The 13,827-nt window shown below is 56.6% G+C and carries 14 protein-coding genes; 5 read left to right on the plus strand and 9 right to left on the minus strand.

Annotated features, from left to right (window positions below; translation table 11 throughout):
* Positions 1-353: 353 nt before the first annotated feature.
* Positions 354-1,418 (plus strand): L-ascorbate 6-phosphate lactonase, encoded by a 1,065-nt coding sequence (gene ulaG, locus P0H77_RS20480; RefSeq protein WP_276159020.1) that lies wholly within the window; start codon positions 354-356, stop codon positions 1,416-1,418.
* Positions 1,419-1,539: 121 nt separating this feature from the next.
* Positions 1,540-2,295 carry an HTH-type transcriptional regulator UlaR gene (ulaR, locus tag P0H77_RS20485; protein ID WP_276159021.1) on the plus strand — a complete coding sequence of 252 codons (756 nt, stop codon included), beginning with the start codon at positions 1,540-1,542 and terminating at the stop codon, positions 2,293-2,295.
* On the opposite strand, the gene yjfP is transcribed toward ulaR, so the two are convergent.
* Positions 2,292-3,020: an esterase gene (yjfP, locus tag P0H77_RS20490; protein WP_276159022.1), complete on the minus strand. Its 729-nt coding sequence runs from the start codon at positions 3,018-3,020 to the stop codon at positions 2,292-2,294. The genes ulaR and yjfP overlap by 4 nt on opposite strands.
* A gap of 206 nt (positions 3,021-3,226) precedes the next feature.
* On the opposite strand from yjfP, the gene bsmA reads away from it, so the two are divergent.
* From bsmA to P0H77_RS20505, 3 genes are all read left to right on the plus strand, one after another.
* A complete protein-coding gene (gene bsmA / locus P0H77_RS20495) occupies positions 3,227-3,538 on the plus strand; it encodes a biofilm peroxide resistance protein BsmA (protein ID WP_276159023.1) in 312 nt (103 codons plus the stop codon).
* A gap of 145 nt (positions 3,539-3,683) precedes the next feature.
* The gene (gene yjfN, locus P0H77_RS20500; protein WP_176919268.1) at positions 3,684-3,947 is read left to right on the plus strand and encodes a DUF1471 family protease activator YjfN; all 264 of its coding nucleotides are present in this window, start codon (positions 3,684-3,686) and stop codon (positions 3,945-3,947) included.
* A gap of 49 nt (positions 3,948-3,996) precedes the next feature.
* Positions 3,997-4,719 carry a GH25 family lysozyme gene (locus P0H77_RS20505; protein WP_276159024.1) on the plus strand — a complete coding sequence of 241 codons (723 nt, stop codon included), beginning with the start codon at positions 3,997-3,999 and terminating at the stop codon, positions 4,717-4,719.
* On the opposite strand, the gene P0H77_RS20510 is transcribed toward P0H77_RS20505, so the two are convergent.
* From P0H77_RS20510 to P0H77_RS20545, 8 genes are all read right to left on the minus strand, one after another.
* The gene (locus tag P0H77_RS20510) at positions 4,716-6,338 is read right to left on the minus strand and encodes an isovaleryl-CoA dehydrogenase (RefSeq protein ID WP_276159025.1); all 1,623 of its coding nucleotides are present in this window, start codon (positions 6,336-6,338) and stop codon (positions 4,716-4,718) included. The genes P0H77_RS20505 and P0H77_RS20510 overlap by 4 nt on opposite strands.
* Before the next feature lie 222 nt (positions 6,339-6,560).
* Positions 6,561-7,292, minus strand: a complete 732-nt coding sequence (rlmB, locus tag P0H77_RS20515; RefSeq protein ID WP_276159026.1) for a 23S rRNA (guanosine(2251)-2'-O)-methyltransferase RlmB — start codon at positions 7,290-7,292, stop codon at positions 6,561-6,563.
* 96 nt (positions 7,293-7,388) lie between these two features.
* Entirely contained in the window at positions 7,389-8,189 is an 801-nt protein-coding gene (locus P0H77_RS20520) for an ATP-binding cassette domain-containing protein (protein ID WP_276159027.1), read from the minus strand.
* Complete coding sequence (locus P0H77_RS20525) at positions 8,186-9,178, minus strand: ABC transporter ATP-binding protein (RefSeq protein ID WP_276159028.1); 993 nt, start codon at positions 9,176-9,178, stop codon at positions 8,186-8,188. The genes P0H77_RS20520 and P0H77_RS20525 overlap by 4 nt, the downstream gene beginning before the upstream one ends.
* Complete coding sequence (locus tag P0H77_RS20530; protein ID WP_276159029.1) at positions 9,171-10,028, minus strand: ABC transporter permease; 858 nt, start codon at positions 10,026-10,028, stop codon at positions 9,171-9,173. The genes P0H77_RS20525 and P0H77_RS20530 overlap by 8 nt, the downstream gene beginning before the upstream one ends.
* Positions 10,028-10,984: an ABC transporter permease gene (locus P0H77_RS20535; protein WP_276159030.1), complete on the minus strand. Its 957-nt coding sequence runs from the start codon at positions 10,982-10,984 to the stop codon at positions 10,028-10,030. The genes P0H77_RS20530 and P0H77_RS20535 overlap by 1 nt, the downstream gene beginning before the upstream one ends.
* An 11-nt stretch (positions 10,985-10,995) precedes the next feature.
* Positions 10,996-12,558 (minus strand): ABC transporter substrate-binding protein, encoded by a 1,563-nt coding sequence (locus P0H77_RS20540; protein WP_276159031.1) that lies wholly within the window; start codon positions 12,556-12,558, stop codon positions 10,996-10,998.
* Positions 12,559-12,581: 23 nt separating this feature from the next.
* Positions 12,582-13,799, minus strand: coding sequence for a M20 family metallopeptidase (locus tag P0H77_RS20545; RefSeq protein ID WP_276159032.1), 1,218 nt, complete (start codon positions 13,797-13,799; stop codon positions 12,582-12,584).
* Positions 13,800-13,827 lie beyond the last annotated feature (28 nt).

A 13,827-nucleotide genomic window follows, 5' to 3' on the forward strand; every position in this document is an offset into this window, starting at 1 on the left:
CTCTCCAAAAGTGCGGGCACTGCGCGTTGCAGACGTAGTGCATAAAGTGCAGCCACTCTAACAATCAAAAGTAATCACAAAAAGATTGTCTTTGATTATTTGTGACGCATCGCGCATTTTATTTCCTTTCCCTTTGTAAGCTTTATAAGTATTACGATTTATATCCATATAAATCAGTTAATTAAATACAAAATAAAAATTAAACCATAGATGAAACATCCTCTTAACAATGTACCCTCTCGGCAAAAACGCGGTGATATAAGAAATTTTTGCGTTGCAATGGTGATCTAACGATGCCAATATAAATCAAAACTAATCACAATATGATTTATTATGAAAACAGGAGCGGTACAATGAGTAAAGTTACAACCATTACCCGTGAATCATGGATCCTCAGCACCTTCCCGGAATGGGGCTGCTGGCTGAATGAAGAGATCGAACAGGAACAGGTTGCGCCAGGAACGTTTGCGATGTGGTGGCTGGGTTGTACCGGCATCTGGCTGAAGTCTGAAGGTGGGGCCAATATCTGTGTCGACTTCTGGTGCGGCACCGGTAAACAAAGTCACGGCAATCCGCTGATGAAAAAAGGCCATCAGATGCAGCGTATGGCGGGCGTCGAGAAGCTACAGCCGAACCTGCGCACCACCCCGTTCGTGCTCGATCCCTTCGCTATCCGCCAGATCGATGCGGTCCTGTCCACCCACGATCATAACGATCACATTGATGTGAACGTCGCGGCGGCTGTAATGCAGAACTGCGCGGATGACGTGCCGTTCATCGGACCGCAAACCTGTGTGGATCTGTGGATCGGCTGGGGCGTACCGAAAGAGCGCTGCATCGTGATGAAACCCGGTGACGTGGTGAAAATCAAAGATACCGAGATCCATGCGCTGGACGCGTTTGATCGTACGGCGTTAATCACCCTGCCAGCCGATCAATGCGCGGCGGGCGTGCTGCCGGACGGTATGGATCAGCGTGCGGTCAATTACCTGTTCAAAACGCCGGGCGGCTCGCTGTACCATAGCGGTGATTCCCACTACTCCAACTACTACGCGAAGCACGGCAACGAGCATCAGATTGACGTTGCGCTCGGCTCCTACGGTGAGAACCCGCGCGGCATTACCGATAAGATGACCAGCGTCGATATGCTGCGTATGGCGGAAGCGCTGAACGCGAAGGTAGTGATCCCGTTCCATCATGACATCTGGTCAAACTTCCAGGCCGATCCGCAGGAGCTGCGCGTGCTGTGGGAGATGAAAAAAGATCGTCTGAAATACGGCTTCAAACCGTTCATCTGGCAGGTGGGCGGCAAATTTACCTGGCCGCTGGATAAGGACAATTTTGAGTATCACTATCCGCGCGGCTTTGATGACTGCTTTACCATTGAGCCTGATTTACCGTTCAAATCATTCCTGTAATGGGTTCGCAAAGACGCTGCCGGGTGCAGCGTCTTTGTAAGTATCCTTCTCAACTTATACTTAGCAATTTCAGGCTATTTCAAATATTATCTTTACCCATCATTTTTAATCGGAATAAGTCATGACGGAAGCGCAAAGGCATCAAATTTTACTGGATCTGTTGGCGCAATCTGGCTTCGTGACGGTAGAACAGGTCATCGCCCGGCTTGGTATCTCTCCGGCAACCGCGCGGCGGGATATCAACAAGCTCGACGAGGGCGGCAAATTAAAAAAAGTCCGTAACGGTGCCGAAGCCATTAGCCAACAGCGGCCACGCTGGTCGCCAAGAAACATTCACCAGGCGCAGAACCACGATGAAAAAGTGCGTATCGCCAGAGCGGCAGCGCAGCTGGTGAACCCCGGCGAAAGCGTGGTGATTAACTGCGGGTCGACGGCCTTTTTACTCGGACACGAAATGTGCGGCAAACCGGTGCAGATCATTACCAACTATCTGCCGCTGGCTAATTATCTTATCGATCAGGAGCATGAGAGCGTCATTATCATGGGCGGCCAGTACAATAAGAGCCACTCGATTACGCTCAGCCCACAGGATAATGAAAACAGTCTGTATGCCGGGCACTGGATGTTTACCAGCGGTAAAGGTCTGACGGCTGAAGGGCTGTATAAGACCGATATGCTGACCGCCATGGCCGAGCAGAAGATGCTTAACGTCGTGGGCAAACTGGTGGTAGTGGTGGATAGCAGCAAAGTAGGTGAACGCGCGGGAATGCTGTTCAGCCAGGCCGCGCAAATTGACCAGGTGATCACCGGTAAAAATGCCGACCCGGAGATCCTCAAAAAGCTGGAAGCTCAGGGCGTCAAAGTGACCCGCGTCTAAAGATGACGCCGGAAAAAATCGACCGTACAGGACAGCGCTTCCGGCGTGATCCGGTGACGCACGCCGGCCTGCCACTGACAGGTCAGATGTTGATCCAGTCCGGCATCCACCAGCGCCTGCTGTAAACGCTGCGTTTCTACCGGCGGGACAACATCATCTGCATCGCCGTGCCAGAGCAGCAAAGGCCGATCGGCAACGGTGGTCAGTTGCTGCGTCACGTCCCAGCGGGCCAGCGCTTTCTGCTGTGCCGGGAATTCGGTCTCCTGCGGCGGAAAAAGCGTGCGGGAAAGTTGGGTAAAGTAACCGGACCCCATCAGGCTGGCGACGCACGCAATGTCCGGATACTGCGTCATTAATCCCAGTGCCGTCATTCCGCCCATAGACGCGCCTGCCACCGCCAGCCGCTGCCCGTCAACCCAACCCTGTTGCACTATTGCTTCGCGAAGTGCGCTGAATTCATGAAAGTTTTGCTGCAAAATTTGCCAGAAATGAGTCATTCTCCCCTGCTCATCCCCGTGATAACGCGCACCGTGTTCCCTGGCATCCGGCATTACCACCCGAAATCCTGCCTGGGCCAGCGCTACGGCAAAATAGCTATAAACCAGTTTCGACGACGTAAAGCCGTGATAAAACACAATGCAGGGCAAAGGCTCATTACCTTTACCCGCAGGAAAAGCATGTAAAATTTCAATATCGGCCAGCGTGCGCACGTCGAGTTCAATCATGGCGTTACTCCTCTTTTATGCTGGTATGCCATGCGTCTGGCCATTAAGCAAGCCGCAGAAATACACCGCCGCGCCGGAATGTTGAGAAGTGGCTTACATTTTTCAACTATTTTCATTCGAAAATAGCGGCAGGGATAACAAATTGGGAACATTCCCCTAAATGCAAGGGCAATTCCCACTACACTAGTGCTATCAGGAGACGAGTTATGAAAATTATGCGCCGTATTGCTCCGTTAATACTGCTTACGTTGTTAAGCGGATGTAGCGTACTGGAAGGGACCCCCAAAGCGCCGCCGCCGGTAACCGATTCTCCGCAGGAGATCCAGCGTAACCAGACTCAGGGATTGCAGCGGATGGGGACGGTCAGCGTAATGATTTATGGTTCGCCAATGGATGCAGAAGATGCAATAAGAGCTAAAGCGGTTGCCGCCAAAGCGGATTACTACGTGATTATTATGGTCGATGACACTATTTTCCCGGCCCAATGGTATTCGCAGGCAATTCTTTATCGTAAATAAGCGGTTATGACTCTTTATTGATATTTACACTGCTTTGCGTCCATTCACGAATTCCTGTGCACAATGCTATTCACACTGATTAACAGGATTAATACCCGCGACGGAGCGCCTCGCTAAACGTTGGGGTAGTGAAAAGGAGCGAAGAATGAAAAGAACGTTTGCTTTGCCCTCATTGAAATTTGCGGGCGCATCGGCGCAGTCGGCCGAATTTGCCAGTGCGGATTGCGTGACTGGCCTCAACGAAATCGGCCTGATTTCGGTCAATAATATTACCGGCAACCCGCAGGATGTTGAACGCGTGGTCGCGCGTAAAGCGGACGAGCAAGGTGCATCATGGTATCGCATTGTCCAGATGTATGAAGAGCAGAATCCGGACAACTGGCGCGTGCAGGCGATTCTGTACGCCTGAGGGATCTCAGGGTATAAAAAGCAAAATAACACAATGGATGTGAGAGTTTATGAACCGCTATGGACGCGGACTGGCAGCGCTTTTATTATTTATCGCCTGCGGATGGCTTATCAAAACGGCTTTTTACCAAGGCTGGCTGCGTTTTAATTATCCCTCTCGCCAGCAGTGGCCCGTTCAGGGCATTGATGTTTCTCATCATCAAAAAATAATTAACTGGGCGCAAATAAACCCGCGCGAGATTCAGTTTGTCTTTATTAAAGCGACTGAAGGTCGCTCGTTTCGCGATCCTGCCTTTCAACAGAACTGGCAAAACGCCCGCGCCAGAGGCCTGGTAACCGGCGCTTATCACTTTTTCTCCCTCTGTACCTCCGGCGAACAGCAGGCGCAAAATTTTATCGCCACGGTTCCTGTGGCTAAAAACGCGCTACCGCCCGTGATCGACCTTGAATATGGCGCAAACTGCATCCCACAACATCACGAGCAGATCAGCGCCGCGCTACGCGTCATGACCGCTAAACTCGAGCAGGTCTATCATCAGAAAGCGATCCTTTACGCGACGCGCGAATTTTATGACGACTATTTGCAGCAGGATTTCCTGGCGCATCCGCTATGGATCCGTGATATCTGGCAAAAGCCGTCGCTGCCTTACGACCGGCAATGGACCTTCTGGCAGTATGCTAATCGCGGCCATGTTCAGGGCATTGATACCGCTGTCGATCTGAACGTGTTTCAGGGCAGCAAGGCGCAATTCGACGCCCTGCTGCAGCGTTAAATCGTGCCGCCTGTCGCCCGCAAAAGTACGTCGTCCTGTACCTGTTCGCTAAGCAGCGCACTACCGCGGGTATCCAGCATCATCTGGCACCATGCCTGCGCTAACGGTGGCGACGCCTGTTGCAGAAGCTGCGCTCCCGTTGCCAGTAAAGATAACTGTTGCGTGATCTCTCGCCCCTGCGCCTCCAGCGGTCTGCGTAACCGCTGCTGGAGCTGCCGCCAGGCGCGGTCGAAATGCCGGTCCTGGCCTTTTACCGCCGCGTATTCCTCATCCAGCAGATCCATCGTGCCCGGCTGTTTCGCCAGCACGCGCAGGACATCCAGGCACATAATATTCCCGGAACCCTCCCAGATACTGTTGACCGGCATTTCGCGGTAAAGCCGGGGAAGTTCGCTCTCCTCGCAGTAGCCGACGCCGCCCAGCACCTCCATCGCTTCCGCAACAAACGGGATCCCCGCTTTGCAGAGGGTAAACTTGGCCGCCGGCGTAAACAGCCGCGCCCACAGCGTTTCCTCTGCGCTATGGCGATGGTCCCAGGCGCGCGCCAGACGAAACATCAGGGCGGTCTGGCCTTCAAGCTGTAGCGCCATCCGGCTCAGTACCTGACGCATAATCGGCTGGTCAATCAGGCTCTTGCCAAACGCCTGTCGCTGGTGCGCGTGATACAGGGCCACCGAGAGCGCACGCCGCATCATGCCGTGACTTGCCAGCGCGCAGTCAAAACGGGTCAGGCCACCCATTTTCAGGATCTGCCGCACGCCCTCGCCCTCTTCACCAATCAACCAGCCCGCGGCGTCCAGAAACTCCGCTTCGCTACTGGCGTTCGAGCGGTTGCCAAGTTTGTCTTTCAGGCGCTCGAGACGAATCGCGTTACGCTGGCCGTCCGGCAGAAAACGCGGGACAAAGAAGCAGGAAAGGCCGCCTTTCGTCTGCGCCAGCACCAGATGCGCATCGCTTTGCGGCACCGAGAAAAACCATTTGTGTCCCACCAGCCGCCAGGAGCCGTCATCCAGCGGCTCGGCGCGCGTGGTATTGCTGAGCACGTCGGAACCGCCCTGTTTTTCGGTCATTCCCATGCCGATAAGCAGCCCACGCTTCTGGTCGCCCGGTAGCACATGCGGATCGTAGCGATCGCTGAGCAGCGGCGATAACCATGCCTTAAAGCACGCTGGCAGGGTGTGTTGCAATAGCGGCGTGGCGGCGAAGGTCATGGTAACAGGGCACAGCGTCCCCGCCTCGACCTGCGCATGAAGCATAAATCGCGCCGCCCGGGCGACAAACGATCCGCTGCGCGCCTCCGGCTGCCATGGCAAATTGTGCGTGCGATTGGCACACAGTCCCTGCATCAGGATGTGCCACGCTGGATGAAAACGCACGTCGTCCAGCCGCGCGCCGGTCTGATCGTAGCGCAACAGCTCCGGCGGGTTATGATTCGCCAGCCGTCCCAGCTCCAGCGATTCCGCCGTACCGAGCTGCTGACCAAGGCTGGCAAGAAGGTCGCTGTCCCATCCCGCCCCCTCGCGCACCACGGCTTCACGGAGCGCCGCATCGGAGAGGAATAAGTTGCTGTTGTTAAGGGGAAGTGGTTGGTTAAAAACGGTATGCGTTTGCCAGGACATAGCGTCCTCCTCCTTCAGGCATGATGGAGATAATTATGGACAGCCGGGGAGGACAAGCGTGGGAGAAAGGTCACAGAAAAAGGATGACAGTGTGGTTGGCGGTTGCGCTGCGCGGGAGCATCACAGGTGTAAACTGCCGGGTAGCAGGGGACGAGGAGACCGTGCGTAGGCCCGGTAAGCGCAGCGCCACCGGGCAGGTTACCGCCCGCCAGCGCCCCGTTATTAACTGCGCTGACGCACCGCTTCGAACAGGCAAATCCCGGTTGCCACCGACACGTTGAGCGATGAAACGCTGCCCGCCATCGGGATGCTGATCAACTCATCGCAATGCTCGCGGGTCAAACGGCGCATACCTTCGCCTTCCGCGCCCATCACCAGCGCCATCGGGCCGGTCATTTTACTTTGATAAAGCGTATGGTCCGCTTCACCCGCGGTGCCGACGATCCAGATATTCTCTTCCTGCAACAGGCGCATAGTGCGCGCCAGGTTGGTCACGCGGATTAATGGCACGTTCTCTGCCGCGCCGCAGGCCACTTTTTTCGCCGTGGCGTTAAGCTGGGCCGAGCGATCGCGCGGAACGATCACCGCGTGCACCCCCGCCGCATCCGCGCTGCGCAGGCAGGCGCCGAGGTTGTGCGGATCGGTAACGCCGTCGAGGATCAAAAAGAAAGGCTGATCGAGCGAAGCGATCAGATCCGGCAGATCGTTCTCCTGATACTGACGGCCCGGCTTGACGCGCGCAATGATCCCCTGATGCACCGCACCCTCGCTTTTCTCATCCAGATACTGACGGTTCGCCAGCTGGATCACGACGCCCTGGGCTTCCAGCGCGTGAATAAGCGGCAGCAGACGTTTATCTTCACGTCCTTTCAGAATAAAAACGTCCTGAAAACGCTCCGGTGCGCGCTCCAGCAGTGCCTGCACCGCGTGGATGCCGTAAATCATTTCACTCATCAAAGGTACTCATTTTAGGCGGGTTGCGCCGGGTTATCGGGTGATTACTCGCCCATTATAACCGACATCGTCCGCAGGTCGACTCCCCCGCAGACGTTAACCATTGACGGCGAGGCGGGCGGCATCCATTCCCGGCGGATGCGCGGGCAGGATCGCATCAAGCAAATAACGTGTATAGGGATGGGTGGGACGAGCGAAAATCGTCTCACTGTCGCCCTGCTCGACGATTTTACCGCGATGCATGACGCCGACGTTATCGGCGATATGGCGCACCACGTTCAGATCGTGAGAAATAAACAGGTAGGCCAGGCCGTACTCCCGCTGCAGCGCCATCAGTAAGTTGAGGATCTGCGATTGTATTGATACATCAAGCGCGGAGACCGGTTCGTCACAAACAATAAGCTTCGGCTTGGGGATCAGCGCCCGCGCAATCCCGATACGCTGACGCTGGCCACCGGAGAATTCATGCGGATAGCGCCTGGCATCCTCCGCATTCAGCCCGACCTGCGTCAACATCTCCGCCACTGCCCGCTGACGGTTTTTGATACCGTGGATAATCAGCGGCTCCTCCAGACTATAGCCGACGGTCCGTTTAGGATCGAGCGAGGAAAGCGGGTCCTGAAAAATCATCTGCATATCTTTGCGCACGCTGCGCCATTGCGCGGCGCGCTGCGAGAGCAGTGAGACGCCTTCAAATACTACCTCGCCACCGGAAGCAGGCGTCAGACCAAGCAGCAGCCGTCCGGTCGTGCTTTTCCCGCTGCCGGACTCGCCAACCAGCGCCCAGGTTTCTCCCGGCTGGAGACTAAAGCTGACGTCATCCACCGCCAGCACCTTCTGTCCACGGCGCTGAAAGGTTTTTGACAGATTGCGCACGCTTAATAGCGGTGTACTCATGACAGTAATGCTCCGGTTTCCTCGGCCCGCCAGCAGCGTACCTGATGAGCGGGGGTATCGAGTGGCCGTAACGCCGGTCCCTGCCCCCGGCAACGCGGCTGCGCCAGCGGACAGCGGTCGGCAAAGGCGCAGCCTGACGGCGGCTTGTGCAGCGAGGGTACCTGGCCGGGGATTTCCCGCAGCGCGGTTTTCGGCTGGCTGTCCGCCGAAGGACGCGCGGCGAGCAGCGCACGGGTATAAGGATGCCGTGGATGAGCAAACAGCGTCAGCACATCGGTTTCTTCAACCACTTCTCCGGCATACAGCACCACGACGCGCTGGCATAGCCGGGCAACAACGCTGAGATCGTGAGTGATAAAGACGATCCCCATTCCGGTTTGCCGTTTGATCTCATCCAGCAGATCGAGAATTTGCGCCTGGATCGTCGCATCCAGCGCCGTCGTTGGTTCATCGGCGATCAACAACGCGGGCGAGCTGGCGATCGCTATGGCGATCATCACCCGCTGGCGCATCCCGCCGGAAAGCTCATGCGGCCAGGCGCTGGCGCAGCGTTCAGGATCGTTTATGCCGACCTGCTGTAACAGCGCAAGGATCTTCTCCCGTCGCTCTGCGCGATTAAGCGCGGTATGCAGCCGCAGGCTTTCATCGATCTGGAAACCAATGGTCAGGACCGGATTCAGGCTGGAGAGCGGGTCCTGAAAGATCATCGCCATCTCCTGCCCGCTCAGCCGTCTGCGCGCTTTTAATGACAGTGAATGTAATGGGCGCCCCGCCAGGGTAATCGTGCCGTCCACCCGGCTAGTGCGCGGCGACAGCAGCCCCATCAGCGCCTGCGCGGTGACGCTTTTGCCGCAGCCGGATTCGCCGATAATGCCCAGCGTTTCATGGGCATTCACCTGAAACGAGACCCCGCGTACCGGCGCAACTACACCACGCCGGGTGGCGAAATTAACGCGTAAATCTTCGACCTGGAGCAGAGTCTCAGCCATGCTGGTCTCCTCGTTTTAAGCGGCGCAGTATGCGGCGCGGCAATGGTTTCAGCCCCGGATCGGCGCTGTCGCGCAGATCGTCGCCGATGATATTCAGTGCCAGGATCAGCAGCACAATGGCGATGCCAGGGAAGAAGGTCATCCACCACGCGGTGAAAATAACCGCTTTTCCTTCCAGCAACAGATTGCCCAGGCTCGGCATCGGCGCAGGCACGCCAGAGCCGAGGAAGCTTAGCGCCGCCTCGGTAAGTATTGCCACCGAGAACACCCAGCTCACCTGGACGATAAACGGTGAAACGACATTCGGCAGCAGGTGAAGCCAGATAATGCGCGAAGCCGATGCGCCCTGTGCCCGCAGCGCCTCGATAAAATTTTTCTCTTTGATCACCATTGCCGCGCCGCGGATCACTCTGGCGATGCAGGGCACATAAACCAGCGACAGCGCCAGCACCACGTTGGAGATTTTCGGCCCCAGTACGCCGACGATGGCGATCGCCAGCAGCAGTGAAGGGAAGGCAAATAGCCCGTCGCAAACCCGCATTAAAATGCGATCGACCGGACGATACCAGGCGCAGAGCAGACCGATAGCCATGCCCACCACGCCGGAAATCACTGCCACCGCCGCGCCCACGGAGAGCGAAACCCGCACCGCCAGCGCCACGCGCACAAAGAGGTCGCGGCCAAAATTATCGGTGCCGAACCAGTGGGTAGCATCCGGCGGCTTCAGGCGGCTCAGCGGATCGATGTCATAAGGGTCCCATGAGCTTATCGCGCTGGCAAAAAAGGACAGGATAACAATTGCCGCCAGCAGGATCGGCCAGATCCACAGCGTGTGATTGCGTGAGGACATCACTGTTCCTCCCCCTCAACAGACAGGCGTGGATCGGCGAAATAACTCAGCAGATCCACCGCCAGATTAATTAGCACATAGCAAACGGTAATCATCAGCACTACGCCCTGAATCACGGTGACATCGCGACGCTCGATAGAATCAACAATCAGCGATCCAACGCCGGGAATGCCAAACACGCTTTCGATGACGATGGTGCCGGTGACCAGCCCGGCGAACGACTCGCCGCAGATAGTTAAAATCGGGATCAGCGCATTCTTCAGCGTATGACGTAACAGCACCAGCCGTTCAGGGACGCCTTTCGCACGGGCGGTATTAATAAAGTTTTCCTGCAATACATCCAGCATCACCGCCCTCGTCATCCGGGCGATCAGCGCGGCGATGCGAAAACCCAGCGCGATAGCAGGTAAAGTGAGATACCAGAGATTCAGCAACAGATCGTCATTGGTGGAGCGATAGCCAACCACCGGAAACCAGCGCAGCTGTACCGCAAAGCCAAAAATCAAAAACAGCCCCAGCAGGAAGCCCGGCACCGACATGCCGAGCGTCGCCAGCGCGCGAATTACTCTGTCCGTTAATCTGCCATGCTGCCAGGCGCTGACCACGCCGCCCGTCAGCCCCAGCGTCAGGGCGATAAGCTGTGCGTAAAGCGCCAGTACCAGGGTTGGCGTGAGATGCTGTAAAAATAATCCCATCACGCTGGTATCCAGAAACAGCGAATGGCCGAGGTCGCCCCGCAGCACCGCGCCGAACCAGTGAAGAAACTGCACCATAATGGGCTTATCCAGCCCCATCTGCTGACGCAGCGCGGCAATATCGCCGGGGCTGGCATCGTTGCCGAGGATCACCATGACCGGATCGCCCGGTGCCAGATGCACCAGGCAAAACACGACTATCGAGACCACAAACAGCACCGGCAGCAACGCCAGCAGACGGTGAAAAAGGAACCCTTTCATGGGCGCTCCGATCAGGGCTTACTGACGCTAACGTTCCACAGTACCGGTCCAATCAGATCCTGATACCCCTTCACGTTGTTTTTGATCGCCACCGCGTCCGGGGCGGTGCGTCCCAGGACTATCACCGGCAGATACTGCCAGAGCTGGACGTTAAGCCGATCCACCAGCCCTTTAGCCTCTTTCAGCGACGGCGCTTGTTTGATAGCGTCCAGGGTAGCATCGATTTCCGGACTGTTGCTCAGACCGGGGAATTTCGCGCGCGAGTCGAGGAAAGGATACTGATGCAGCACCTGACGCATGGAGAATTCCAGCGCGCAAAGATCGAAGTTTTTCGGGTCCTGGCGGCGTTGCAGCACGGTCGGCCAGTCATACACGTCGAGACGCGACTTCACGCCGATCTGCTTCAATACCTGCTGGGCGACAATCGCCAGGTTATACAGTTCGGCATACTCTTTAGTGGCGATGATCACCACCTCTTCGCCTTTATAGCCGGACGCCTGTACCAGCTGGCGCGCCTCGTCCAGCTTATGTTGATTCCAGTACGGCTTGCCCGCTTCGCTATACCAGTCCACCTGATCCGGGAAGCCCAGCGACGGATCTTCTTTGAAAAAGCGCGGATCGCTGTAGCCCGCCAGCAGCGTCTGATGCACATCCAGCGCGAGGTTAAATGCCTGACGCAGTTTAACGTTGACGAAGGGCCCCTGATGCTTGTTAAACAGATAGGTGATCAGCGATCCGCCGCTCTGCGGCTGGAAGAGAGAAATATCCGGCGCGCTTTGCAGCGTTTCGATATTGTCTTTCGGCAACTGGAAAACGAGATCGTATTCCCCGGTCATTGCTCCTGCCAGACGGGTGGACTCATCGGTGATATAGCGGAACCAGATATCCTTAACGTCCGCCTTTTTCTGCCCGGCAAGGCCGCTCGCCGGTTCGCTGCGCGAAACATACTGGTCAAAGCGGGTCAGGTGCAGGTAATCGCCCTGCTTAAACTCCGCCAGCTTATAAGGGCCGGTGCCAATCAGCTCAGTCACCGGTTTTTTACTGCTATTCGCCGCGTCGATAATGCGTTTTGGCATAATCGCAGCGATATTTTTCACATCCGCCAGCACGTTCAGGGTGATTAACGACGGGGCGGGCAGCGTCAGGCTCACCGTTTTGTCATCCACTTTAACGAACTGTACGCCGGGCAAATTGGCTTTCCCCTGCGTTGAGGTCGCCAGCCAGCGATTCATGGAAGCCACCACGTCGTCGGCGGTCAGCAACTGCCCGTCGTGAAAGTGAATGCCGTCGCGCAGCACGAAGGTATAGGTTTTACGATCGTCACTCAGGGTGTAGCTCTGCACCAGCTCCGGCACCGGTTCAAATTTGGCATTAATCGTAAACAGAGTTTCGAAAATATGCCGATCCACATCCGAGGTCGCATTATTGGTGGTGAGATACGGGTCCAGCGTGCCGGGACGGTTGCCGTAGGCGATATTCAGCGTCGCATTGCGATCGACATTTGCCGCCTGCGCAGTTTCCCAGGGTAAAACCGCCGCCAGCATCAGCGCGGCGGCAGAAAACAGCATTTTCATTATCATTGTGCTCCGGTCAGGGGTTATGCGGCCTGCGTGGCCGTCTTACGTCCGGCAAATTCGTCTTTCACATCCTGCAAGAGCGCGGGCTCGGTCAGCAGACGCAGTCCGGTTCGCGCCAGCACCTGCGCGCCGGTAATCAGCGCTTCATAGCCTTTGGCGGAGTTGGCCGCCTCACGGAACGCCACGGTATGACCAATCAAATCGTCAGGACCGATTTTGATATAGGGATGAGCCGTCGGCACCGCATGGCTGATATCGCCCGCGTCGGTCGACCCCAGCCCCTCTTTCTCCTTCAGATCGACGTGCTCTCCGGCAGCGGTGAACTCGTCCAGCAGCACGGCGTTAAGCGCATGGTTGATACGAAAATCGCGCGGGCCGACCTGATGTTCGATTTTGACCGTAGTGCCGGTCGCCAGCGCAGCGCCTTCCGCAATGGCGCGGATACGCGGTTCCAGTTCAATCACCTGCTCGCGGGTGGCGGCGCGAATGTAAAAATGTCCTGAGGCATATTCCGGGATCACGTTCGGTGCCTGTCCGCCGTTAGTGATAATGCCGTGGACCCGCACGCCGTCAGGAAGTTGCTGGCGCAGCACGCTAATGCCGTTGTACAGCAGCACCAGCGCATCCAGCGCGTTAACCCCTTTGTGCGGCGAACTGCCCGCGTGTGAGGGCTTGCCGTAGAAATGAAAATAGAGGTGGTTATTGGCAAGCGACGGGCCGGTGAGGCGCGTTTTTCCGGACGGATGGACCATCAGCGCCACGTCGACATCCTCCAGAAAACCATGCTCCACAAAGCGCGCTTTGACGTTACCGTTGATCCCGCCCTTGCCGCGCAGCCCGCCCTCTTCGGCAGGCGTGCCGAGCACCACCACCTTGCCGCCGGTCTGATCCAGCGTCTCACTCAGCGCAATCGCCGCAGCGATGCTGGTAACGCCGATGATGTTATGACCACAGGCGTGGCCGATGTCGATCAGCGCGTCATACTCCGCCAGATAGGCGATGGTCGGCCCCGGTTTCGCACTCTCTTTTACGGCATAAAAAGCGGTTTCATGCCCGGCGACGTTGGAGGTGACGGTGAATCCGTGTTTCCTTAACAGCGCCGTTAATACCTCGTTGGCGTAATATTCGTTATTCCCGGTTTCCGGATGCGCATGGATATCTTTCGAAATCGCAATATAGTCGTCGCGGTGTTGATCAATACTCTGGTCCAGACGGGCTCGTAATTCGCTTGTGCTCATTGCTTCCACCTCAGGTATAACAGTTGAT

This window comes from Superficieibacter sp. HKU1, from assembly GCF_029319185.1.
GTDB lineage: Bacteria > Pseudomonadota > Gammaproteobacteria > Enterobacterales > Enterobacteriaceae > Superficieibacter.